General features: G+C 59.7%; 24 protein-coding genes and 2 pseudogenes. 10 read left to right on the top strand and 16 right to left on the bottom strand.

What is annotated here, in order from left to right; translation table 11 throughout:
- Entirely contained in the window at positions 1–1,011 is a 1,011-nt protein-coding gene (gene exbB, locus FQ182_RS02010) for a tonB-system energizer ExbB (protein ID WP_149412561.1), read from the bottom strand.
- A 193-nt stretch (positions 1,012–1,204) separates the two neighbouring features.
- On the opposite strand from exbB, the gene FQ182_RS02005 reads away from it, so the two are divergent.
- The gene (locus FQ182_RS02005; RefSeq protein ID WP_149412562.1) at positions 1,205–2,062 is read left to right on the top strand and encodes an SDR family oxidoreductase; all 858 of its coding nucleotides are present in this window, start codon (positions 1,205–1,207) and stop codon (positions 2,060–2,062) included.
- Positions 2,063–2,101: 39 nt separating this feature from the next.
- Here the strand turns inward: FQ182_RS02005 and FQ182_RS02000 are convergent, their stop codons facing one another.
- The 6 genes from FQ182_RS02000 to FQ182_RS01975 all read right to left on the bottom strand — a co-directional run bounded on the left by FQ182_RS02000 (position 2,102) and on the right by FQ182_RS01975 (position 7,410).
- Complete coding sequence (locus FQ182_RS02000; RefSeq protein WP_149412563.1) at positions 2,102–2,845, bottom strand: hypothetical protein; 744 nt, start codon at positions 2,843–2,845, stop codon at positions 2,102–2,104.
- Between the two features lie 70 nt (positions 2,846–2,915).
- On the bottom strand, positions 2,916–3,296 hold the full coding sequence (locus FQ182_RS01995) for a RidA family protein (protein WP_003176922.1): 381 nt from the start codon (positions 3,294–3,296) through the stop codon (positions 2,916–2,918).
- Positions 3,297–3,320: 24 nt separating this feature from the next.
- Complete coding sequence (gene spoT, locus FQ182_RS01990) at positions 3,321–5,426, bottom strand: bifunctional GTP diphosphokinase/guanosine-3',5'-bis pyrophosphate 3'-pyrophosphohydrolase (protein ID WP_149412564.1); 2,106 nt, start codon at positions 5,424–5,426, stop codon at positions 3,321–3,323.
- A gap of 60 nt (positions 5,427–5,486) precedes the next feature.
- Complete coding sequence (gene rpoZ, locus FQ182_RS01985; RefSeq protein ID WP_133100762.1) at positions 5,487–5,747, bottom strand: DNA-directed RNA polymerase subunit omega; 261 nt, start codon at positions 5,745–5,747, stop codon at positions 5,487–5,489.
- A 166-nt stretch (positions 5,748–5,913) separates the two neighbouring features.
- Positions 5,914–6,534 carry a guanylate kinase gene (gene gmk, locus FQ182_RS01980; RefSeq protein WP_149412565.1) on the bottom strand — a complete coding sequence of 207 codons (621 nt, stop codon included), beginning with the start codon at positions 6,532–6,534 and terminating at the stop codon, positions 5,914–5,916.
- 12 nt (positions 6,535–6,546) lie between these two features.
- Positions 6,547–7,410 (bottom strand): YicC/YloC family endoribonuclease, encoded by an 864-nt coding sequence (locus FQ182_RS01975; protein ID WP_149412594.1) that lies wholly within the window; start codon positions 7,408–7,410, stop codon positions 6,547–6,549.
- 252 nt (positions 7,411–7,662) lie between these two features.
- Between FQ182_RS01975 and rph the strand changes: the two genes are divergently transcribed.
- Together rph and FQ182_RS01965 are read left to right on the top strand one after the other, a co-directional pair.
- Positions 7,663–8,385, top strand: coding sequence for a ribonuclease PH (gene rph / locus FQ182_RS01970; protein ID WP_149412566.1), 723 nt, complete (start codon positions 7,663–7,665; stop codon positions 8,383–8,385).
- Positions 8,386–8,407: 22 nt separating this feature from the next.
- Positions 8,408–8,776: a DUF4870 domain-containing protein gene (locus FQ182_RS01965; RefSeq protein WP_149412567.1), complete on the top strand. Its 369-nt coding sequence runs from the start codon at positions 8,408–8,410 to the stop codon at positions 8,774–8,776.
- A 62-nt stretch (positions 8,777–8,838) separates the two neighbouring features.
- Here the strand turns inward: FQ182_RS01965 and FQ182_RS01960 are convergent, their stop codons facing one another.
- A complete protein-coding gene (locus FQ182_RS01960) occupies positions 8,839–9,618 on the bottom strand; it encodes an exodeoxyribonuclease III (protein ID WP_003176915.1) in 780 nt (259 codons plus the stop codon).
- 82 nt (positions 9,619–9,700) lie between these two features.
- Between FQ182_RS01960 and pyrE the strand changes: the two genes are divergently transcribed.
- Positions 9,701–10,345, top strand: coding sequence for an orotate phosphoribosyltransferase (gene pyrE / locus FQ182_RS01955; protein WP_133100767.1), 645 nt, complete (start codon positions 9,701–9,703; stop codon positions 10,343–10,345).
- Positions 10,346–10,413: 68 nt separating this feature from the next.
- Here the strand turns inward: pyrE and argB are convergent, their stop codons facing one another.
- From argB to coaBC, 5 genes and pseudogenes are all read right to left on the bottom strand, one after another.
- The gene (gene argB, locus FQ182_RS01950) at positions 10,414–11,319 is read right to left on the bottom strand and encodes an acetylglutamate kinase (RefSeq protein WP_149412568.1); all 906 of its coding nucleotides are present in this window, start codon (positions 11,317–11,319) and stop codon (positions 10,414–10,416) included.
- Positions 11,320–11,341: 22 nt separating this feature from the next.
- A pseudogene (locus FQ182_RS01945) lies at positions 11,342–12,745 on the bottom strand (phosphomannomutase/phosphoglucomutase); the annotation flags it as partial.
- Between the two features lie 30 nt (positions 12,746–12,775).
- Complete coding sequence (locus FQ182_RS29690) at positions 12,776–12,934, bottom strand: hypothetical protein (protein WP_178114370.1); 159 nt, start codon at positions 12,932–12,934, stop codon at positions 12,776–12,778.
- Positions 12,935–12,999: 65 nt separating this feature from the next.
- On the bottom strand, positions 13,000–13,455 hold the full coding sequence (gene dut / locus FQ182_RS01940; protein WP_133100770.1) for a dUTP diphosphatase: 456 nt from the start codon (positions 13,453–13,455) through the stop codon (positions 13,000–13,002).
- 5 nt (positions 13,456–13,460) lie between these two features.
- Positions 13,461–14,669 carry a bifunctional phosphopantothenoylcysteine decarboxylase/phosphopantothenate--cysteine ligase CoaBC gene (coaBC, locus tag FQ182_RS01935; RefSeq protein WP_149412570.1) on the bottom strand — a complete coding sequence of 403 codons (1,209 nt, stop codon included), beginning with the start codon at positions 14,667–14,669 and terminating at the stop codon, positions 13,461–13,463.
- A 130-nt stretch (positions 14,670–14,799) separates the two neighbouring features.
- Between coaBC and radC the strand changes: the two genes are divergently transcribed.
- Positions 14,800–15,474 (top strand): DNA repair protein RadC, encoded by a 675-nt coding sequence (gene radC, locus FQ182_RS01930; RefSeq protein ID WP_149412571.1) that lies wholly within the window; start codon positions 14,800–14,802, stop codon positions 15,472–15,474.
- Positions 15,475–15,529: 55 nt separating this feature from the next.
- Here radC and FQ182_RS01925 read toward each other — a convergent pair whose 3' ends face one another.
- Positions 15,530–17,122: an ABC transporter substrate-binding protein gene (locus FQ182_RS01925; protein WP_149412572.1), complete on the bottom strand. Its 1,593-nt coding sequence runs from the start codon at positions 17,120–17,122 to the stop codon at positions 15,530–15,532.
- 458 nt (positions 17,123–17,580) lie between these two features.
- Between FQ182_RS01925 and rpmB the strand changes: the two genes are divergently transcribed.
- Both rpmB and rpmG read left to right on the top strand, forming a co-directional pair.
- Positions 17,581–17,814 (top strand): 50S ribosomal protein L28, encoded by a 234-nt coding sequence (gene rpmB / locus FQ182_RS01920; RefSeq protein ID WP_019410280.1) that lies wholly within the window; start codon positions 17,581–17,583, stop codon positions 17,812–17,814.
- Positions 17,815–17,825: 11 nt separating this feature from the next.
- The gene (gene rpmG / locus FQ182_RS01915; RefSeq protein ID WP_003176906.1) at positions 17,826–17,981 is read left to right on the top strand and encodes a 50S ribosomal protein L33; all 156 of its coding nucleotides are present in this window, start codon (positions 17,826–17,828) and stop codon (positions 17,979–17,981) included.
- Positions 17,982–18,148: 167 nt separating this feature from the next.
- Here rpmG and FQ182_RS01910 read toward each other — a convergent pair whose 3' ends face one another.
- A complete protein-coding gene (locus FQ182_RS01910; protein ID WP_149412573.1) occupies positions 18,149–18,511 on the bottom strand; it encodes a cupin domain-containing protein in 363 nt (120 codons plus the stop codon).
- 230 nt (positions 18,512–18,741) lie between these two features.
- Here FQ182_RS01910 and FQ182_RS01905 point away from each other — a divergent pair, with 230 nt between their 5' ends.
- From FQ182_RS01905 to FQ182_RS01900, 3 genes and pseudogenes are all read left to right on the top strand, one after another.
- Positions 18,742–20,235 carry an aldehyde dehydrogenase gene (locus FQ182_RS01905; protein ID WP_149412574.1) on the top strand — a complete coding sequence of 498 codons (1,494 nt, stop codon included), beginning with the start codon at positions 18,742–18,744 and terminating at the stop codon, positions 20,233–20,235.
- 40 nt (positions 20,236–20,275) lie between these two features.
- A pseudogene (locus FQ182_RS30130) lies at positions 20,276–20,356 on the top strand (outer membrane lipoprotein carrier protein LolA); the annotation flags it as partial.
- A gap of 41 nt (positions 20,357–20,397) precedes the next feature.
- Entirely contained in the window at positions 20,398–21,540 is a 1,143-nt protein-coding gene (locus FQ182_RS01900; protein ID WP_149412575.1) for an MFS transporter, read from the top strand.
- Positions 21,541–21,627: 87 nt separating this feature from the next.
- Here FQ182_RS01900 and FQ182_RS01895 read toward each other — a convergent pair whose 3' ends face one another.
- Complete coding sequence (locus FQ182_RS01895; RefSeq protein WP_149412576.1) at positions 21,628–23,190, bottom strand: phospholipase D family protein; 1,563 nt, start codon at positions 23,188–23,190, stop codon at positions 21,628–21,630.
- Positions 23,191–23,233 lie beyond the last annotated feature (43 nt).

Raw genomic sequence — 23,233 nt, 5'->3', positions numbered from 1 at the left:
TTACCCCACTTTCACCATGTGCGGTTGCGAGCTGCGCTCGGTAGGCTGGTGATCGAGGTCACGGCTTACCAGCAACAGGACTTCTGCCGACGCATCCGACACCTGAGCCTTGTATCCGGCGATCGAGCGGGCGAAGACGTTGTAGATCACCACCGCAGGAATCGCCGCCACCAGGCCCAGGGCCGTTGCCAACAGGGCTTCGGCGATACCGGGAGCAACCACAGCGAGGTTGGTGGTCTGGGTTTTGGCGATGCCGATAAAGCTGTTCATGATGCCCCACACGGTACCGAACAGGCCGACGAAAGGCGCGGTGGAACCGATGGTGGCGAGGACGCCAGTACCGTTGCTCATGTTGCGACCGCAAGCTGCAACCAGGCGCTCAAGACGGAAGCTCACACGCTCCTTGATACCTTCTTTTTCGCGGCTGTTGGCCGACAGGCGCATCTCTTCCAGTGCGTCGTGGACCAGCAGGTGTGCCAGGGTGCCCTTTTTCGCCGCGCTTTCGCTGGCTTCCTTAAGGGTGGTGGCTTTCTTCAGGTTGACGATTTCAGTGCGAAGGCGGCGTTTGGCGCCCAGCAGTTCGAAGCCCTTGGCGATCCAGATGGTCCAGGTGATGATCGAGGCGATGGCCAGGCCGATCATCACGATCTTCACGATGATGTCGGCGTTCTGGTACATGCCCCAAGGCGACAGGTCATGGGCCATGCCCAGGGTGTTGTCTTCTTCCAGCACAACGCCGGTTTCGTCATCCGGAGCAACGCCGTCGGCTGCGACCGGGTCGGTGGCCGCAGGTGCGGCAGCCGGAGCGCCAGGCGCTGCTGCGTTGTGTTCTGGTGCTGGAGCCACCGCTGCCGGCGCGGTGGTAGCTGGCTGGGCAGCCGGGGCGGCTGCATCGGCGAACGCAGCGGTCGGTGCCAGCAGAACGCTGAACAGCACCGCAGCGATCGCACGCGAGAAGCGGGATGGACTGTGAGGCTTGGTTGGCGAAGCGGGGATTTTATTGCGCGTCATGCTGGCCGGACCTGAGAGAAAAAATGAGTGGTTGTCCTGCCAGACCGGAGCGGAGCGGGTCGAGGACAAATGGGTGGTTATTATTGCAAGTAATTCTTGTTAACAAAAGTAATACAGTTACTTTATTTCTCAGTTTGCTAGCCGCTGGTCGTCTGTGAAGGCTAATCTTGACCTTTAAGAATGGAGTTTTGTGATGTCTGCGCCTTCTGTTGTGATTGCCGGTTGTGGCGATGTTGGTAGCCGCCTGGCCACCCAATTGCTGGCCTCGGGGTGGGAGGTTCATGGCCTGCGGCGTGATATTTCACGCCTGCCTGAAGGGGTGATCGGCATTGCCGGTGATCTGTTCATTGAAGACTGCCCGGACACCTGGCCAGTGGGCGGGGTGGATTACCTGGTGTATTGCGCGGCTGCTACCGATCACGATGAGGCAGGCTATCGCGCCGCTTATGTTCAAGGGTTGCAACATGTGCTCGATTGGCTGAAAGATTATGGCCAGGAGCCCAAGCATCTGTTGTTCGTCTCCAGCAGCAGTGTCTACGGGCAGCAGAACGGTGAGTGGGTCGATGAAAACTCGCAGACTCAGGCAGGCGGCTACTCGGGCCAGGTCATGCTGGAGGCTGAACAGGTCGCGCTGAAGAGCGGCGTCCCGGCCAGCGTAGTGCGCTTGACCGGCATTTACGGCCCAGGTCGCGAATGGTTGTTAAGCCAGGTGCGCCAGGGTTACCGCGTGGCGATTGATCCACCCTTGTACGGCAACCGAATACACGTCGATGACGCGGCGGGCCTGTTGGCCTTTCTGTTAAGGCATGTGGAGCAGGGTGGTTCGCTGGATGACTGCTATATCGGCGTCGACGATGTGCCTGCGCCATTAGCTGAAGTGGTGGGCTGGTTGCGTGAGTACCTGGGCGTCACTGAGTGGGCCGAGGATGCCAGCGTGCGCCGTGCCGGCAGCAAGCAGTGCAGCAACGCACGGGCCAAGGCGTTGGGCTGGGTGCCGACTTATCCAAGTTATCGCGAAGGGTATGCGGCGATTCTTGAGGGCGGGCGCTGAGTGTCAGCCAAAGAAAAAGGAGCCTCGGGCTCCTTTTTTTCATTGCTTTTCCAGCAACCACTGCCGCGACCCTGGAGTAAACGAAGGCACTTCGTCAGCCTGAGAAGTATTGATGGCCTGGAAGATCTCCAGTTGCGCACCTTTACGGGCAAAAATCCACGGGTTGCCCTGGCCGCCTTGTTGCAGCCAGATGCTGTCGTAGCCGCCGCTCATGGAGGCGCAATCGCCAGCCAGGCACAGCGAGTACTGGTCTGCTCCTGGCAAACCGGTCACTTGGCCGCTGGCTTGAAATTGCACGGTGGCGCCTTGGCCGTCGCCACTGGTGATTTTCCAGGTGCCGCCCATATAGGCCGAGTACAAGGCTCGTTCAAAGTTGGCGCCCAAGGGTGCACCTTCGGGGGCGGGGTCCTGGGAGCGATCGAATAGTTGCTCCGGCTCGTTGTCGTTGGCGACTTGCAACAGTTGTTTGCCATCGCGCTTGAGCTCGGTGGTGGAGCTGCCATAAAAATCAACACTCCAGGCGCCGGACTTTTCGCCCAGCAGCTTGCCTTCAGGGCGTTCAAAACCATTGAAGTAGCGCGCCTGGTTGGCCTTGGTGTTGACCTCCCATTCGAGGTTCGGACCATAGGCCTGCAAGGCTTCACGCAAAGGGCCGCCCTTGGACGCTGTATCAATGGCGACTTGGTTGATCCAGGTGCCGCTGACATCAAGGTCGGCAGGATTGCTGGCGCAACCGCTGAGCAGCAGGGCAAGCAATGAAGAGGCAACGAGCGCTTTGCGCATTACAAAATCCTTTCAAAACGAAGTCGGCGCAACCGTCTTTTTATAGAGAAGAAGAGCTGCGCCGGGTGTTTTACTCGATGACCAAAATCGCGTCCATCTCAACCTGTGCGCCCTTTGGCAGAGCGGCAACGCCGATGGCGGCGCGGGCTGGGTACGGTTGTTCGAAGTACTTGCCCATGATCTCGTTGACCTTGGCGAAGTGGCTCAGGTCGGTGAGGAAGATGTTCAGCTTGACGATGTCCTTGAACGAACCGCCAGCGGCTTCGGCGACCGACTTGAGGTTTTCGAAGACTTGTACCGTCTGGGCTTCGAAGCCTTCAACCAGTTCCATGGTTTTTGGGTCCAGGGGAATCTGGCCGGACATGTAAACGGTGTTGCCTGCCTTGATCGCCTGGGAATAAGTGCCGATGGCTGCAGGTGCCTTGTCGCTGGTAATTACTGTCTTGGTCATGAATGACTCCTTGTAATGGGTGGGCTACGCACGCATGCGAGTGATGCGGATGACTCCGGTCAGGGCACGCAGTTTCTTGATCACGCGGGCCAGGTGCACGCGGTCGTGCACGCTGACCACCAGTTGGACCACGCTGATGCGACCATCGCGCTCGTCCATGCTGATTTTCTCGATATTGCCGTCGGCTGCGTTGACGCTGCTGGCCAGCAGGGCGATCAGGCCGCGCTGGTGTTCCAGCTCGACCCGCAGCTCGACGTTGAATTCGCCGGTGACATCCTTGGCCCAGGACAGCTGGATGCATTTTTCCGGGTTGTGGCGGATTTCGCTGATATTGCGGCAGTTATCCAAGTGCACGACCATGCCTTTCCCCGCGGACAAGTGGCCGACAATGGGGTCCCCCGGAATCGGCGTGCAGCACTTGGCGTAGCTGAGCACCAGGCCTTCGGTGCCGCGAATTGCCAGTGGGCCTTCGGGACTTGGCAGCTGTTCGCCTTCGCCCAGCAGGCGGCGGGCGACTACATAGGCCATGCGATTGCCCAGGCCGATATCTTCAAGCAGGTCTTCGATCAGTTCCTGGCGGTACTCGTGGAGCATCGCCTGTATGCGCTCTGCCGGGATTTTTTCCAGGGAGCTGCCAAAGCCGTTGAGCACCTTGTTCAGCAGGCGTTCGCCCAGGCTGATGGACTCGGAACGACGCTGCAGCTTCAGGGCATGGCGAATATGGGTGCGCGCTTTGCCGGTAACCACGAAGTTGAGCCAGGCCGGGTTCGGGCGTGCGCCGGGTGCGCTGACGATTTCCACCGTGGAGCCGCTTTGCAGCGGTTCTGACAGCGGGGCCAGGCGGCGGTTGATCCGGCAGGCAATGCAGCTGTTGCCCACGTCGGTGTGCACCGCATAGGCGAAGTCGACCGCAGTGGAGCCTTTTGGCAGCTCCATGATCCGGCCTTTGGGCGTGAAGACGTAGACCTCGTCCGGGAACAGGTCGATCTTCACGCTTTCGATAAATTCCAGGGAGTTGCCGGCGCGTTGCTGCATTTCCAGTACGCCCTTGACCCACTGGCGGGCGCGGGCATGAGTGCCCTTGGGCTGCTCGTCGCCGCTGGATTTGTACAGCCAATGGGCGGCGATGCCGTTGTTGGCCATCTCTTCCATTTCCCGAGTGCGGATCTGGATCTCGATCGGAACCCCGTGCATGCCGAACAGCGTGGTATGCAGCGACTGATAGCCGTTGGCCTTGGGAATGGCAATGTAATCCTTGAAACGTCCCGGCAGGGGTTTGTACAAATTATGTACAGCACCCAGTACGCGGTAGCAGGTATCGACCTTGTCGACGATAATCCTAAACGCGTAGACGTCCATGATCTCGTTGAAGGCTCGACGCTTGCCGCGCATCTTCTTGTAGATGCCGTAGATGTGTTTCTGCCGGCCGCTGACTTCGCCTTCGATCTCGTCGATCGCCAGGCAATGGCTCAGGGACTCTTCGATCTTGTTGACGATTTCCTTGCGATTGCCCCTGGCGCGCTTGACTGCCTGGTAGATGCGCGCGGAACGCATTGGGTACATCGCCTTGAAGCCGAGGTCTTCGAATTCGATACGAATGGCATGCATGCCCAGCCGGTTGGCGATGGGCGCGTAGATTTCCAGGGTTTCCTTGGCGATACGCCGGCGTTTTTCACCGGACAGCACTTCCAGCGTGCGCATGTTGTGCAGCCGGTCAGCCAGCTTGACCAGGATTACCCGGATATCCCGAGCCATGGCCATGGCCATCTTCTGGAAATTTTCCGCCTGGGCTTCGGCCTTGGTCTCGAAATTCATCTGGGTCAGTTTGCTGACCCCGTCGACCAACTCGGCCACGGTTTCGCCAAATTGCGCACTGAGCGCTTCCTTGGCAATACCGGTGTCTTCGATCACGTCATGCAGCATCGCAGCCATCAGGCTCTGATGGTCCATGTGCATGTCGGCAAGAATATTGGCCACCGCAAGAGGATGGGTGACATACGCCTCGCCGCTGCGCCGGCGTTGGCCGTCGTGGGCTTGTTCGGCGTAGAAATACGCTCGGCGGACCAGGTTGACCTGGTCTGGGCCGAGGTAGGTCGATAAGCGATCGGCGAGGGCGTCTATGCTCGGCAAAGGAATGACTCCTGCCGCAAGCGTTGACCCCGCGCCGTGCTGCGCCGACCTGGCATAGGCTTAGACGGCCTCGTTGGACTCGTCCTCGAACGCGAACAGTGGTTCGTCTTCAACGATTTCGGCGTTGGCGATGAACTCGTAGCTCATCAGGCCAGCCGCGATTTCGCGCAGGGCCACAACGGTAGGCTTGTCGTTTTCCCACTGCACTAGGGGCTCTTTGCCGCCAGTGGCCAGTTGACGGGCACGCTTGGTAGAGAGCATGACCAGTTCAAAGCGGTTTTCCACGTGGTCTAGGCAGTCTTCAACGGTTACGCGGGCCATGGTATTCCTCGGAGCGAATGCAATATGCGCGCTGCCCGGTTGGGCGAGCGGACTGAACAGTTTAAAAAATCACCAGCGTTTAGGGAAGCGCTGATTTTCACCGGCCATCGCAAACGCGCTGCAAGTGCCAATGTAAGGCCCTTGCAGCGGCTTTGGGAAGAGCCTGTCAGCCGAGCAATTCGGCCAATAATTTGCCAAAACGTTGTTGCTGGCGTTTTTGCTGGAGCTGATTGGCACGAAAAATCGACTTCAGGTCCTCCAGTGCGTGGGCAAAATCGTCGTTGATGATCAGGTAGTCGTAGTCGACGTAGTGGCTCATTTCGCTGACGGCTTCGCGCATGCGGCCTTCGATGATCTCGTCGCTGTCCTGGCCGCGATTGGTCAGGCGCTGGTGCAAGGCTTCAAGAGACGGCGGCAAAATGAAGATCGAGCGGGCTTTGGGCATCAGTTGACGCACTTGCTCGGCACCCTGCCAATCGATTTCCAGGATCAGGTCGTGGCCTTCGTCCAGGGTCTGCTGCAAGTGGCTTTGCGAGGTGCCATAGAGGTTGCCAAATACTTCGGCACGCTCCAGGAAGTCACCGTGTTCGATCATCTTCACGAACTCGCTGCGTTCGACGAAGTGATAGTTCACCCCGTTTGCCTCGCCAGGGCGCATGGCGCGGGTGGTGTGGGAGACCGAGACACGGATCTCCTGATCAGTGTCGGTCAGGGCCTTGACCAGGCTGCTCTTGCCCGCGCCCGAAGGGGCGGAAATGATGTACAGGGTGCCGGTGCTGTGGGTCATGTCGGGGTAGCCTTACTCAATATTCTGTACTTGTTCGCGCATTTGCTCGATCAACACTTTGAGGTTGACCGCAGCGGTGGTGCTGCGCGGATCGAAGGCCTTGGAGCCTAGTGTATTGGCTTCGCGGTTGAGTTCCTGCATCAGGAAGTCCAGGCGCCGACCAGCGGCACCGGCGGACTTGAGCACGCGGCGAACTTCCACGATGTGGGTGCTCAGGCGGTCGAGCTCTTCGGCGACGTCGCTCTTTTGCGCCAGCAGGACCATTTCCTGCTCCAGGCGCACCGGATCAAGTTCGGCCTGCATGTCGGCGAAGCGGTCGAGGACCTTCTGGCGCTGGGTGGCAAGCATCTGCGGCACCAGCTCGCGCAGGATGACTACGTCTTCTTCTATGGAGGTCAGGCGCTCGTTGATCAGCCGGGCCAGTTCGGTGCCTTCGCGCTCGCGGCCGGCCTTGAGTTCCTTAAGGCCTTGGGTGAATAGGGCCAGGGCTTCAGCGTTCAGGGCTTGTGGGTCGGTGGCGTCGGCCACCAGCACGCCGGGCCAGGCCAGGACTTCCAGGGGGTTCAACGCGGCGGGTTGCTTGATCAGGCTGGCGATGGTTTCGGCGGCGGCTACCAGTTGTGCGGCCCGTTCGCGGTCGACCTGCAGCGGCTTGCCGGTAGTCTCCTCGGTAAAGTGCAGGGTGCATTCGAGCTTGCCACGGGACAGGCCCTGGCGCAGCGCTTCGCGGACCGCGCCTTCGAGATCGCGAAAGGACTCCGGCAGGCGCAGGTGCGGTTCCAGGTAGCGGCTGTTGACCGAACGCAGCTCCCAGCTCAGGGTGCCCTGGACGCCGGCTTTTTCGACGCGGGCAAAGGCGGTCATGCTGTGCACTATGGAGGTACCTCGCGATGCAGTCCCGCAAACCGTGGGGTAGGGCGGGCTGATGGGTGAATTGAAGCCGACAGGCTGCGAAGGCGCAGGATTGTAGCGCAACGCAACGAGCGGCCCCAAACGCTGGCTGTGACAAAGGGTTGAAGGCACGCTTCAGAGCGCTTCTTGGTAACCGGATTTTTTAGAACTGCCCAGGCGCGGCTGGCGGCTCTATAATGCTCGGCAGTTTTTCGTCCTCCGTACAGGTGTTCCCCTATGAAACGTCCAAGTGGTCGCGCTGCCGATCAGCTCCGCTCGATCCGCATCACCCGCAACTACACCAAACACGCCGAGGGATCTGTACTGGTCGAGTTTGGCGATACCAAGGTTATCTGCACCGTTAGCGTCGAAAATGGCGTACCGCGCTTCCTCAAGGGCCAGGGCCAGGGTTGGTTGACCGCCGAATACGGCATGCTGCCGCGGGCCACTGGCGAGCGTAACCAGCGTGAAGCCAGCCGCGGCAAGCAAGGCGGCCGCACCCTGGAAATCCAGCGCCTGATCGGGCGTTCCCTGCGTGCGGCGCTGGACATGACCAAGCTGGGCGACGTCACCCTGTACGTCGATTGCGACGTGATCCAGGCCGACGGCGGCACCCGTACCGCGTCCATCACCGGTGCGATGGTTGCTCTGGTCGATGCCTTGAAAGTGATCAAGAAGCGCGGCGGCCTGAAAGGCGGCGATCCACTCAAGCAGATGATTGCTGCAGTTTCTGTAGGCATGTACCAGGGCGAGCCTGTGCTGGACCTGGACTATCTTGAAGATTCGGCTGCCGAAACCGACCTCAACGTGGTGATGACCAATTCCGGTGGTTTCATCGAAGTCCAGGGCACGGCCGAAGGCGCGCCATTCCAGCCAGCCGAGTTGAACGCCATGCTGGCATTAGCCCAGAAAGGCATGACCGAACTGTTCGAACTGCAGAACGCCGCTCTGGCTGACTAAGCAGCGCCCAAGGAGCAAGGCCATGAGTGACAGTCAGCTTCCACAGCCAACACCGAGCCAGGAAGTTCGCCAGTGGGCGATGTTCTGTCACTTCGCGGCGTTTCTGGGGATGTGGTTTCCGTTCGGTAACCTGCTGGGACCGTTGATTCTGTGGCAGGTCAAGCGTGAGATGGACCCGTTCATCGACGCCCAGGGCAAGGAAGCGTTGAACTTCCAGATCACCGTGGCCATTGCTTCGGCGATTTGCTACCTGCTGATGTTCGTGCTGATTGGCTTTGCGCTGCTGGCGTTGGTATTGATCGGTGCGCTGGTACTGACCATTATTGGTGGGATCAAGGCCAACCAGGGGATTCCCTATCGGTATCCGTTTACCTGGCGGATTGTTAAATAGGCGCCCACAAAAAACAAAAAAGCCGACAGCGATGTCGGCTTTTTTGCATCCTGGAATCGACCTTAGATGGTCAAGGTCCAGTCGTAGTCCACGATCAGCGGCGCGTGCTGCGAGAACCGTGGTTGACGCGGCAAGCGTGCACTGCGAACAAAGCGGCGCAGGCCAGGGGTCAACAACTGGTAGTCAAAACGCCAGCCCAGGTTGAGCATCTCAGCCTGTTCGTTGTCCGGCCACCAGCTGTACTGGTCACCTTCGCGGCTGACTTCGCGCAGGGCATCAACATAGCCCATGTTGCCGACAATCTCGTCCATCCAGGCCCGTTCCGGCGCCAGGAAGCCCGGGGATTGCTGGCTGTCGCGCCAGTTCTTGATATCCAGCTTTTGTTGCGCCACGTACAGCGAGCCACAGTAAATGTACTCGCGACGTTTGCGTCGCTGTTTATCCAGATAACGGGCGAAATCGTCCATTAGCTTGAACTTTTGGTTCAAGTCTTCATCGCCGTTCTGCCCTGATGGAAGCAGCAAGGTCGCGATGCTGACCTTGTCGAAATCGGCTTGCAGGTAGCGCCCGTAGCGGTCGGCTGTCTCGAAGCCGAGGCCGCTGATGACCGCCTTGGGTTGCAACCGCGAATACAAAGCCACCCCACCTTGGGCGGGAACTTCGGCATCACAGGCATAAAGGAAGTAGCCATCCAGTTGGAAGGCTGGGTCGTCCAGTTCAAAGGCGGAGGCGCGGGTGTCCTGCAGGCAGATGACGTCGGCATTCTGGGCTTGCAGCCAACTGAGCAAACCACGCTCGACTGCAGCCTGAATACCATTGACGTTCACACTGATGATCCGCATAAATGGCCCCAAAAATCGCGTGCGTGTATGATACACGCCGTCTACCTAATTAGCTAAATCCGTGGTATCTGAGGCTTTTTTCATGCAGGCGTATCAACGCGATTTCATTCGTTTTGCCATCGATCGCGGTGTTTTGCGCTTCGGTGAGTTCACTCTCAAATCCGGGCGCACCAGCCCGTACTTCTTCAACGCGGGCCTGTTCAACTCGGGTTCTGCCCTGGCGCAGTTGGGTCGTTTCTATGCGGCGGCCATCGTTGAAAGCGGTATTTCCTTCGACGTGCTGTTCGGTCCGGCCTACAAAGGCATCCCGCTGGCCGCCGCGACCGCCGTGGCCCTGGCTGAGCATCACGGCCGGGATTTGCCGTGGTGCTTCAACCGTAAGGAAGCCAAGGCCCATGGTGAAGGTGGCAGTCTCGTAGGTGCTCCGCTGACTGGCGATGTGCTGATTATCGATGACGTGATCACCGCTGGTACGGCGATTCGTGAAGTGATGCAGATCATCGCATCCCAGGATGGCGCCAAGGCCGCCGGGGTGTTGATCGCCTTGAACCGCCAGGAGCGAGGCAACGGTGAGTTGTCAGCGATCCAGGAAGTGGAGCGTGACTTCGCGATTCCAGTGGTCAGCATCGTATCGCTGAACCAGGTGTTGCAGTTTCTGGCAGATGATCCGCAGCTCAAGCAGCATTTGCCGGCAGTGCAGGCGTATCGCGAGCAGTTCGGCGTCTGATTTTTCCCGAGCAATAAAAAAGACCCCGCCCAACAAGGTTGAGCGGGGTCTTTTTGTTTCAGCGCTGTTTAAGGGCGCTTGCGATTACTGATCAGCGTACCCACACCGGTGTCGGTGAAGATTTCCAGCAAAATCGCGTTTGGAACCCGGCCATCGAGAATCAGCGAGCTGCCGACGCCGCCTTGCACCGCTTCCAGCGCGCAACGAATCTTCGGCAGCATGCCGCCGTAGATGGTGCCGTCGGCGATCAGGTCGTCCACCTGGTGGGTGGTCAAGCCGGTCAGGACCGCTCCCGACTTGTCCATCAAACCGGCGATGTTGGTCAGCAGCATCAGCTTCTCGGCCTTCAGCGCCTCGGCCACCTTGCCGGCCACCAGGTCGGCGTTGATGTTGTAGGACTCGCCGTTGGCACCCACGCCAATCGGCGCGATCACCGGGATGAAGTCGCTCTTGACCAGCAGATTCAGCAGGTCGGTATTGATCCCGATCACTTCACCCACTTGGCCGATATCGATGATTTCCGGCTGGGTCATTTCCGGCGTCTGGCGGGTGACGGTGAGCTTCTTTGCCCGGATCAACTCGGCGTCCTTGCCGGTCAGGCCGATTGCGCTGCCGCCGTGACGGTTGATCAGGTTGACGATGTCCTTGTTCACCTGGCCGCCGAGAACCATCTCCACCACGTCCATGGTCTGCGCGTCAGTCACGCGCATGCCATCGATGAAGTGACTCTCGATGGACAGGCGCTTGAGCAGGTCGCCGATTTGCGGGCCGCCACCGTGAACTACCACCGGGTTGATCCCGACGGCTTTCATCAACACGATGTCGCGGGCAAAGCCGGTTTTCAGCTCTTCGCTTTCCATGGCATTGCCGCCGTACTTGATCACCAACGTCTTGCCGACGTAGCGTCGAATGTAAGGCAACGCTTCGGAAAGGACCTTGGCGGTGTTGGCGGCGGCTTCGCGTTCGAGGGTCATTCAGGGCTCCGGTGCAAAAAAATCAGAACGGTAGTTGGAGATCAGGGGCAACACGTTGCAACTGGGCGTGGAAGACATCCTTGATGCGCTGCAGCTCAGCCTCGGTATCCGCTTCGAAACGCAGCACCAGCACCGGCGTGGTGTTGGACGCGCGAACCAGGCCCCAGCCTTTGGCGTAATCGACTCGCACGCCATCAATGGTGGTCAGGTTGGCGCCTTCGCCCCATTGCGCATCGTGCAGTGCGTCAATGATGCTGAATTTGCTCTCTTCGGTCACATGGATATTGATTTCCGGCGTAGAAATATCGTCCGGGAAGGTCGCAAACAGGTCTTCGGCGGTGAATTTCTCCTTGCTGAGGATCTCCAGCAGGCGCGCGGCGCTGTAAATACCGTCGTCAAAGCCGAACCAGCGCTCCTTGAAGAACACGTGCCCGCTCATTTCGCCAGCCAACAGGGCACCGGTTTCCTTCATTTTCTTTTTGATCAACGAATGACCGGTCTTCCACATTAGTGGGCGACCACCGTATTCCTTGATCAGCGGTGTCAGGCGGCGGGTGCATTTGACGTCGAAGATGATCTCGGCGCCAGGATTGCGTGCCACCACGTCGCGGGCGAACAGCATCAGCAAGCGGTCCGGGAACACGATATTGCCGGTGTTGGTCACCACGCCAACACGGTCGCCGTCGCCATCGAACGCCAGGCCCAGGTCAGCACCGGTTTCCTTGACCTTGGCGATCAAGTCCACCAGGTTTTCAGGTTTGCCCGGGTCCGGGTGATGGTTGGGGAAATTGCCATCGACGTCGCAGAACAGCGGGATTATTTCGCAGTTCAGGGCTTCGAGCAGTTGCGGGGCGATCACGCCAGCTGCGCCGTTGCCGCAGTCCACCACCACTTTGAGGCGTCGGTCGAGCTTGATGTCGCGGGTGATTTCGTCCGAGTAGCGCTGAAGAATGTCGACCTTGGTGATACTGCCCTTGCCGCTGGTCAGGTCGTTGGTCTTGAGGCGGGTGTGCAGGGCCTGGATCTGTTCGTTGGCCAGGGTGTCGCCGGCAATCACGATCTTGAAGCCGTTGTAGTCCGACGGGTTGTGGCTGCCGGTGAGCATCACGCCCGACTTGCCAGCCAGCACATTGGCGGCGTAGTACAGCGCTGGGGTTGGCACCAGGCCGACATCGCTGACATGGCAGCCGCTGTCGGCCACGCCCTGAATCAGTCGCTCCACCAGCTCAGGGCCGGACAGTCGCCCGTCACGGCCCACGCAAACGTTGGGCTCGCCCTGGGCCAGGCTCTGGGAGCCAATGGCGCGGCCGATCCAGTAGGCGGTTTCGGCGGTCAGGGTCTTGGGAACGACGCCACGGATGTCGTAGGCGCGGAAGATGCTGTCGGGAAATGTCGGTGCGACGTGGGCTGCGTTGCTCATCACTGGGAAACTCCATCGATACGGGGCTGGACAGGCCTAAATGTTGCTGACCGGCAGGCTCAGACTGAAGGGTATGACGGCATTTTTGGCATAGAGTTCGTGGTGCAAAAGTGCCACCTGCGCAGCGGAACCACTTCCCTTACCGCTTAATACCTTGATTTCACAAGGCAAATCTTCTTGATAGGCGCTGCGCATTATTCATCCTGAAAGCCATGCGTTGGCTGCGGGCCGGGCAGGGTGCCCGGCCTGGATCAGCGTGGTCAGTGGCTGCCGGAATGCCCGAAACCACCTGCGCCGCGTTGGGTTTCGTCGAACTCTTCAACCAGTTCAAAGTGCGCCTGCACGACCGGAACCAGCACCAACTGGGCAATGCGCTCGCCGACCGCGATGTTGAAAGCGGTCTGGCCACGGTTCCAGCAAGACACCATCAGTTCGCCCTGATAGTCCGAGTCGATCAGGCCCACCAGGTTACCGAGGACGATGCCGTGTTTGTGGCCCAGGCCGGAGCGCGGCAGGATCAGTGCAGCCAAGCCGGGATCACCCACATAAATTGACAGGCCGGTAGGGATCAGCAGGGTCTGGCCAGGCTCAAGAACGGTGTCCTGCTTGAGCATGGCACGCAGGTCGAGGCCGGCGGAACCCGGTGTGGCGTAGGCCGGCAGCGGGAATTCGTTGCCGATGCGGGGGTCGAGGATCTTGGCTTGCAAAGCGTGCATGGAAATTAAACCTGGTTCAGCCGTTGGGCGATAAAAGAGATCAGTTGGCGGGCAATCTTGCCTTTGCTGGTCTGGACGAAAAGGGTGGCGTGCAGTTCGCGGTCGATCACGCTGCAGGCGTTTTCCTCGCTGTTGAAGCCGATGCTTGGGTTGGCGACATCATTGGCAACGATCAGGTCGAGGTTTTTGTCTTTCAATTTGCGAGCAGCATAGTCCAGCAGATGCTCGGTTTCGGCCGCGAAACCGACGCTGAACGGGCGATCTGGATGGGTGGCGATAGTCGCCAGAATATCCGGGTTGCGGACCATTTGCAGGAGCAGGCCGTCGCCGCTCGTAGGGTCTTTCTTGAGTTTTTGTGGAGCAATGACTTCCGGGCGGTAGTCCGCGACCGCTGCCGAGGCGATAAACAGGTCGCAAGGGATTGCCGCTTCGCAGGCCGCGAGCATGTCACGGGCGCTGACCACGTCGATGCGGGTGACACGGTCAGGCGTTGGCAAGTGCACGGGGCCGGTGATCAAGGTGACGCGAGCGCCGGCTTCTACCGCTGCTTCGGCCAGGGCAAAGCCCATTTTTCCGGAGCTGTGGTTGGTGATGTAGCGCACCGGGTCGATGTTTTCCTGGGTCGGACCTGCGGTGATCAGCACGTGCTTGCCGGTCAGGGCCAGGTGCTGGAAACACTCGGCGGCGCACAGCGCCAGGTCAGTGGCTTCGAGCATGCGGCCCATGCCCACGTCGCCGCAGGCCTGGCTGCCGGATGCCGGGCCGAAGACCTTGAGGCCACGGCTTTGCAGCAGTTGGGTATTGGCTTGGGTGGCTGGGTCGTGCCACATGGCCTGGTTCATCGCGGGAGCTATGGCGACGGTAGCGTCGGTGGCCAGCACCAGCGTGGTCAGCAAGTCATTGGCGATGCCCTGTGCCAGGCGGGCGATCAGGTCGGCGGTGGCGGGCGCGATCAGCACCAGGTCGGCCCACTTGGCCAGCTCGATATGGCCCATGGCGGCTTCCGCCGCCGGGTCCAGCAGGTCCAGGTGAACCGGGTGCCCGGACAGGGCCTGCATGGTCAACGGGGTGATGAACTCGCTACCGCCACGGGTCATGACCACGCGCACTTCGGCGCCTTGGTCCAGAAGCCGGCGAACTAGTTCTGCGCTCTTGTAGGCGGCAATGCCGCCGCCGACGCCGAGAACGATGCGTTTCCGATACAGACGCTGCATTGGCTTGCCTTTCCAGTTCAGTGATGGCGTTGCGATGCCCCCTCCCCAGGTGAAATCGCACGCAAAAAGATGGGCTAAGATAACACAGCGACCGCCACGCAACAGCGGCGCACATGCACACGGAGGTGCTATGAGTATTCGCGATTGGCCCGCGGCGGAGCGCCCGCGGGAGAAACTTTTGGAGTTGGGTGCGGCAAATCTTTCCGATGCTGAATTGTTGGCGATTTTTCTGCGCACCGGGGTGGCGGGCAAAAGTGCGGTGGATCTGGCGCGTCATCTGCTGAAGCAGTTCGGCAGTTTGCGTGCTCTGCTGGAGGCCAAACAGGCGCAATTCAGCCAGCACCTGGGGCTGGGCCCGGCGAAGTTTGCCCAGCTCCAGGCCGTGCTGGAAATGGCCCAGCGCCATCTGGCCGAGCGCCTGCGGCACGATTCGGCGTTGGAAAGCCCAATGGCAGTGCGCGATTACCTCAAGGCGCTGTTGCGCCATGAACCCCACGAGGTATTCGGCTGCCTGTTTCTCGATTCAAGGCATCGGGTGTTGGGTTTTGAGAAGTTGTTTCAAGGCACCATCGACAATGCCACGGTGTACCCAAGGCAAGTGGTCAAGCGTGCCCTGGCCTATAACGCGGCTGCGCTGATCCTGTGTCACAACCATCCTTCCGGGAGCGCCGAGCCAAGCATTGCCGACCGCAAGCTGACGAAGCTTTTGCAAAAAACCCTGGAGTTGGTCGACGTGCGGGTACTGGACCACATCATTGTTGGCGACGGGGATCCGTTGTCCATGGCCGAGTACGGGTGGATGTAGAAAGGCAGCTGCAAGGGGCAAGCTGCAAGCCTCAAGTTAGCTTGCAGCTTGCAGCTTATGGCTTGACGCTCACCTGCGAGTAATCCTGACGCCCGAACGGGCTGACCTGATACCCCTCGACATTTTTGCGCGTCAGGGCAAAGGCCGTGGGGTGTGCGAGCGGCAGCCACAGTGCCTGTTGCTGGATCTGCGCCTGTGCCTGTTGATACAGCTTGCTGCGCACCCCTTGCTCGCTGGTGGTCTTGCCGGCGCTAATCAGCTTGTCCAGTGCGGAGTCGCAATAACGGGCGAAGTTGGTGCCGGATTTCACCGCCGCACAGGAGAACTGCGGGGTCAGGAAGTTATCCGGGTCGCCGTTGTCGCCCGCCCAGCCCATGAACAGCAAGTCGTGTTCGCCGGCCTTCGCGCGGCGGATCAGCTCACCCCACTCGATCACGCGTATTTCGGCCTGGATGCCAATTTTAGCCAGGTCCGCTTGCAACAACTGAGCGCCAAGGCTTGGGTTGGGGTTGAGCAAGCTGCCTGAAGGTCGGGTCCAGATAGTAGTTTTAAAACCGTCCTTGAGGCCGGCTCTTTCGAGCAGCACCTTGGCCTTGGCGACGTCCTGGGGATAGCCTGGTAATTCCTTGGCATAGCTCCAGGTATTAGGTGGGAAAGGGCCATTGGCGGCTTCGGCAGTGTCTTCGAATACCGCTTTGAGGTAGCTGGCCTTGTCGAAAGCCAAGTTGATCGCCTGACGTACTTCTGGCTTGTCCAGAGGCGGATGCTGGCTGTTGATAGCGACGAAGGCGGTCATAAAGGCAGCGGTTTTTTCTACCTTGAGTGCAGCGTCCTGCTGGGCTTCGCCAATATCCAGGGGCTTGGGCGACAGGGCGATCTGGCACTCGTTGCGTCGCAGCTTTTGCAGCCTGACGTTGGCGTCTGTGGTGATGGCAAAGATCAAGTTATCCACAGCAGGTTTACCGGCGAAGTACTCCGGGTTGGCCTTGTAGCGGATAGATGCGTCTTTCTGGAAACGCCCGAAAATGAACGGCCCGGTACCGATCGGTTGGCTGTTGAGCTTTTCCGGGGTGCCAGCCTTGAGCAATTTATCGGCGTATTCAGCCGGGTATATCGAGGCAAAACCCATACTCAGTGCGGCCAGGAACGTTGAGTCGGCATGGTCCAGGGTAAAGCGCACGGTCAGTGGGTCCAGCGCATCGATTTTCTTGATCAGTGCCGACAGTTGCAGGGATTGCGCATGCGGGAAGCCGCTCTGGGCGATCTTGTGCCACGGATTGGCCGGATCGAGCATGCGCTCGAAGCTGAAGCGCACGTCTTCAGCGGTCAAGGTGCGACTTGGGCTGAAATACTCGGTGCGGTGGAATTTAACACCTGGGTGCAGTTTGAAGGTATAGGTCAGGCCGTCTGGCGAGACGTCCCAGCTGTCGGCCAGGCTGGGAGTCAGTGTGCCGCTGGCGGCGTCGAAGTCCACCAGGCGATTCATCAGCACGTCTGCCGAGGCGTTGGTGGTGGTCAGCGAGTTGTATTGTACCACGTCGAACCCTTCGGGGCTGGCCTCGGTGCAGACGCTCAAAGTGGTGGCCGCCAAGGCCTGCGGAGCAAGAAAAAGCGGGGCTAGCAATAGCGGCAGGGCAGCGAGGCGCATGGTCGGTTTCCTTTGCAGATCGAAGGCCCATCTGCGAGTGCAGTCTGGAAAAGTCCTACCGTAGTGGGCTGATTGATAAATGACTAGCCCATTTTTGCCTGTGCTTTTGCCTCAAATGCTGTTTTGATGGCGTCTCAGGTCGTTTTGCCGGACATCTTACGGTGTGCGCAAGCGCTGTAAATCATTCTGTGCGACGAGCGGTTCACTCGTGCAGCGGCCCACCCTGGCAACGGTTCAGGCGTTTGTGGGCGAGATTTATACCGGTAAAAATACACGGACTGTTGTTGCACTTGGGTCTTTCTGGTATAAAGCAGCGCTCTTTTCTAGGGGCCCGGTTCCTTCGCTAGTAGGTGTAGCCGGTAAGACCCTAAAGAAACGCGGCGCCTGGCGCCAAATGACTGAGAGATTAAGCGGCCAACCCATGCCGGGTTGGGCATGTGGTTTTAGAGGGCTGAGGCATGTCGAGAGTCTGTCAAGTTACCGGTAAGGGTCCGGTGACTGGGAATAACATTTCCCACGCAAATAACAAAACCCGTCGTCGTTTCCTGCCTAACCTGCAGCATCACCGCTTCTGGGTTGAAGAAGAGAAACGTTTTGTTCGTCTGCGCGTATCTGCTAAAGGCATGCGCATCATCGACAAGCGTGGCATCACTGTCGTGCTGGCCGAAATCCGCCGCGCTGGCAAGATTTAAGGAGCTATATCATGCGTGAATTGATTCGAATGATCTCTAGCGCCGGTACTGGTCACTTCTACACTACCGACAAGAACAAGCGTACTACCCCGGACAAGCTCGAAAAGAAAATGTTCGACCCGCGCGTTCGCAAGCACGTGATCTACAAAGAAGGCAAAATCAAGTAATTGGTTTTCTTTCTGAAAAAAGCCCGCATCTCACGATGCGGGCTTTTTTTTGCGCTCGAAAAGCCCTCGCTGCGCAGCCGCAGTAAAAAGGCCCCTGCCGCTTTGCCTTGGACCCAAGGCATCGCAACAAAATCTCGTAGAAGGTGTATGTCAGGGCGGTAGATAAATCAGGCCTTTTGTTCAAACACTACATAGATCTTGCGGCACGCCTCCAGCACTTCCCAGGTGCCGATAAAACCTGCCGGAATCACGAAGCGATCACCGGCGCGCAGGGTCTTGGCGTTGCCGTCGACATCTCGCAGTACGGAAACGCCCTGTACGATTTCGCAGTATTCATGTTCGCTGTAGTTGACCTTCCATTGCCCAACGGCACCTTCCCAGACCCCAGCGCTCATCTGGCCACATGGACTGTTGTAGTGGTTGTAGACGGTTTGCTCGGGATCGCCCTTGAGGATTTTTTCCGCGGCCGGGCGATAGCGCTCGGGCTCGGTCTTGGCCTGGCTGAAGTCGACGATATTCTGAATGTTCATGTGCGTATCCCGTCTGGCCTGCGGATGGAGGGCTCAAAGTCTATGTTTATTAAAATGAACATCGCAAGGGTGTTTACCGCTGTTGTGTCAAATATATTGAAACATCCCCGGCGGCTGGTTTAGGGTGGTGGGTGCCTTGAGCCGAACAGCTGGCTGGCCGGGCAAGCATTCTTCAAAGGTACCCGAGCACCATGCCGGGCCCTTGTATTTAATAAGAGGAGGACACTCGCATGACCACCCTGACCCGTGCCGACTGGGAACAACGCGCCAAGGATCTGAAGATCGAAGGTCGCGCCTACATCAATGGCGAATACACCGCTGCCGTCTCCAGCGAGACCTTCGAGTGCATCAGCCCGGTCGATGGCCGCCTGCTGACCACCGTCGCCAGCTGTGACGTCGCCGACGCCCAGCGCGCCGTTGAAAATGCCCGTGCCACCTTCAATTCTGGTGTCTGGTCGCGCCTGGCGCCAAGCAAGCGTAAAACCACCATGATCCGTTTCGCAGCACTGCTCAAGGCCAATGCCGAGGAGCTGGCGCTGCTGGAAACCCTGGACATGGGCAAGCCGATCAGCGATTCCCTAGGCATCGATATCCCTGGCGCCGCGCAAGCCCTGAGCTGGAGCGGCGAAGCCATCGACAAGATTTACGACGAAGTCGCTGCCACGCCCCATGACCAACTGGGTCTGGTGACCCGTGAGCCGATCGGGGTGGTTGCTGCCATCGTGCCGTGGAACTTCCCACTGATGATGGCCTGCTGGAAGCTGGGGCCGGCGCTGTCCACCGGTAACTCGGTGATCCTCAAACCGTCCGAAAAATCGCCGCTGACCGCCATCCGCATCGCCGCCCTGGCCGTCGAAGCCGGTATCCCCCAAGGAGTGCTCAACGTGCTGCCGGGCTACGGCCACACAGTGGGCAAGGCTTTGGCGTTGCACATGGACGTCGATACCCTAGTGTTCACCGGTTCCACCAAGATCGCCAAGCAACTGCTGATCTACTCCGGCGAATCGAACATGAAGCGCGTGTGGCTGGAAGCCGGCGGCAAGAGCCCGAACATCGTGTTTGCCGATGCCCCGGACCTGCAAGCCGCTGCCGAATCCGCTGCTGGCGCCATTGCCTTCAACCAGGGCGAAGTCTGCACTGCAGGTTCCCGCTTGCTGGTCGAACGCTCGATCAAGGACACCTTCCTGCCGCTGGTGATTGAAGCGCTCAAGGGCTGGAAGCCGGGCAACCCACTGGACCCTGCGACCAACGTCGGCGCGCTGGTGGATACCCAGCAGATGAACACCGTGCTGTCGTACATCGAGTCCGGGCATGCCGATGGCGCCAAGCTGGTGGCCGGTGGCAAGCGCATCCTGCAGGAAACCGGTGGCACCTACGTTGAGCCAACGATTTTCGACGGTGTGAACAACGCGATGAAAATCGCCCAGGAAGAAATCTTCGGCCCGGTGCTGTCGGTCATTACCTTCGACAGCGCTGAAGAAGCCATCGAGATCGCCAACGACACCCCGTACGGCCTGGCCGCTGCGGTGTGGACTGCCAACATCTCCAAGGCGCACCTGACCGCCAAGGCCCTGCGTGCCGGTAGTGTATGGGTCAACCAATACGATGGCGGGGATATGACCGCGCCATTTGGTGGCTTCAAGCAATCGGGCAACGGCCGCGACAAGTCGCTGCACGCGTTCGACAAGTACACCGAACTGAAGTCGACCTGGATCAAGTTGTAAGTAACCCCGGCGATCCCCTGTAGGAGCGAGCTTGCTCGCGATGGACTTGAACGATGACGCGGGCATGCTGAATGCACGCAGCACTCTCAGGTTTTTCGCGAGCAAGCTCGCTCCTACAGTTCGTTTACGGTCTGAAAAATAATTATCCACAGGAGCATGTAAATGCGTTGGGCGACTTACTTCGCCGTCCTGGCCTCAGTGTTGAGCGTCGGCCTCGCTCTGGGCATGAGCATGCCGCTGGTGTCCCTGCGCCTGGAAAGCTGGGGCTACGGCAGCTTTGCTATCGGTGTCATGGCGGCGATGCCGGCCTTCGGTGTGTTGTTGGGGGCCAAGGTGTCCAGTGGCCTGGCCTCGCGGTTGGGCACGGCGAACCTGATGCGTCTGTGCCTGTGGGCCGGTGCGATTTCCATCGGCTTGCTGGCGGTATTGCCCAGCTATCCGGTGTGGCTGGTGCTGCGCCTGATGATCGGGGTGATCCTGACCATTGTGTTCATCCTCGGCGAAAGTTGGATCAACCAACTGGTGGTGGAGCAATGGCGAGGGCGGCTGGTGGCGCTGTATGGCTGCAGCTATGCCCTGAGCCAGCTGTCGGGGCCGCTGTTGCTGGGCGCGCTGGGCACGGATAACGACATTGGCTTCTGGGTCGGCGTGGGCTTGCTGACCGTCTCACCGATAGTGCTTTTGGGTCGATCAGGGGCACCGACCGCCGAATCCCTCAGTGTGACCTTTGGCGACTTGCTGCGCTTCTGCCAGGGCTTGCCAGCAATTGCCTGGGCGGTGGCCTTGTTCGCTGCCTTCGAGGCGATGATTCTTACGCTGCTACCGGTGTATTGCCTGCAACAAGGTTTCACGGCCGAGATTGCCCTGGCCATGGTCAGTACGGTGGTAGTGGGCGATGCACTGCTGCAATTGCCGATTGGTGCGCTGGCCGATTACCTGCCCCGGCGCACCCTGTTTATGGGTTGCGCACTGCTGTTGCTGGGGTCGAGCCTGGCGATTCCGCTGCTGCTGGATACATTGCTGATCTGGCCGGTGTGGGTGCTGTTTGGTGCCAGTGCCGGTGGCCTGTTCACCTTATCGTTGATCCTGATCGGCGAGCGCTACCGCGACGATGCGCTGGTGCGCGCCAATGCCCATATCGCGCAGTTGTGGGGGATCGGCTGCTTGATCGGGCCACTGGTGGCCGGCGCAGGCAGCCAGTGGGTTAGCGGGCATGCGCTGCCATTGCTGATGGCGGCGGGGGCGTTTGGGCTGGTGATTTTGCTGCTGCGCCAAGGCGCATTTGGCGCTACACAGTCCGTGTAGGAGCAAGCTTGCTCGCGATGGTCGTCAACGATAACGTTTGCTGCCTGAATGAACGCCGCGCTCTCGGGTTTTTCGCGAGCAAGCTCGCTACAACATGCGCTCCAGGCCAACAGTGGTGGCGAACCAGGCATTGAACCTGCGCCACCAGCTCCCCGGCTCACGGGGCAGCGTATGCAGCTGGCCGTTATCTTCCGTCACCCACACCACTTGCCCATCCTGCAGCTTGGCTTGATAACTCAAAGCCGGCGCCATGCCTTCCAGCGCCAGGTTGCGCACGTGTTCGGCCAGCTCTGGGCTGTCCACTAACACGCCGACTTCGGTGTTCCACAGCACTGAACGCGGGTCGAAGTTGAAGGAGCCGATAAACGATTTTTTCCGGTCAAAGATGATCGCCTTGCTGTGCAGGCTGGAATCCGAGCCCTGGAATGAACCGCTGCGCAACAGATGCGGGCCACTGCCGCCGCCTCCCGGTTGACGGCGCAGCTCGTACAGCTTCACTCCATGCTCCAGCAACGCCTTGCGGTAGGGCGCGTAGCCACCGTGCACCGCTGGCACGTCGGTGGCTTCCAGGGAGTTGGTCAGCAGGCTTACCGATACACCCGCGTCGGCCCGGCCGGTCAGGTACAGCAAGCCAGGTTGGCCGGGCACGAAGTAGGCTGAAATCATCATCAGTTCGTGGCTGACGCCTTCCATTTCCGGTGCCAGTTGCGTGGTCAGCAGCAGCCGTGGATCGGGATCGGCCTTAGCCAGGACTTTGCTCGGCGCATCCCATAAAGCCTGGTTCCACGCCCAGATCAGCTCGCGGCGCCAGATGTCCATGCGCGGCTGGGTTTTGTAGGCCATCAGGCGGCGATAGAGTGCGTGGTTTTGCTGGCGGGACTCGGCCAGGGATTCTTCCAGGCGCAAGCGGGCGGCGGCCAGGTCGCGCGAGGAAGGCGCAGTGGAGATGAATTCGTCAATCGGTTTGCTCAGGGCGCTGTTCCAGTACTGATCGAAGCTGTGGCCCAGTTGCTCGGCCACCGGCCCGACGCTGAGCATGTCGATATCGGTGAAGTTCAGGTTGGGTTCGGCATCGAAATACTCATCCCCCAGGTTGCGTCCACCGACGATGGCCACGCTGTTGTCCGCCAGCCACAGCTTGTTGTGCATGCGCCGGTGTTGCAGCGACAGGTTGAACAGCCGGCCCATGGCCCGAGTCACTCCGGTGCTGCGGCCCAGGTGCAGCGGGTTGAACAGGCGAATCTGGATCTGCGGGTGGGCGGCGAGGGTGGCGATGATCTCGTCCAGGCCATCGCTGGTGGTGTCATCCAGCAGGATACGCACCCGCACGCCACGGTCAGCGGCTTTGAGCAGTTCCTCCACCAGCATCCGCGTGCTGATGCCGTCATGAACGATGTAGTACTGCAGGTCGATGCTGGTCTGGGCGTTGCGGATCAGTTCGGCGCGGGCCATGAACGCTTCGCTGCTGTTGGGCAGCAGGCGAAATCCAGAGCGGCCCTGGTACGGCGCGGCCTGGGCCTGGATCGAGCGGCCGAAGGAGGAGTCGATCGCTGGCATGGCTTGGCTGGGTGTACGCGGCACATTCACGGTGGCGCAACCGGCCACGCCCAGGAATCCCAGCAGGAAAAGCGCTAAAAGCCGTTGGCTCATCAAGGGTGTGGGTTCCGAATCAGGGCGGTTATCGCCATATGAC

Origin of the sequence: Pseudomonas sp. ANT_H4 (genome assembly GCF_008369295.1) — a bacterium.
GTDB lineage: Bacteria > Pseudomonadota > Gammaproteobacteria > Pseudomonadales > Pseudomonadaceae > Aquipseudomonas.
The sequence above is the reverse complement of the archived record's forward strand: the minus strand, read 5'-3'. Positions and strand labels throughout refer to the sequence as shown.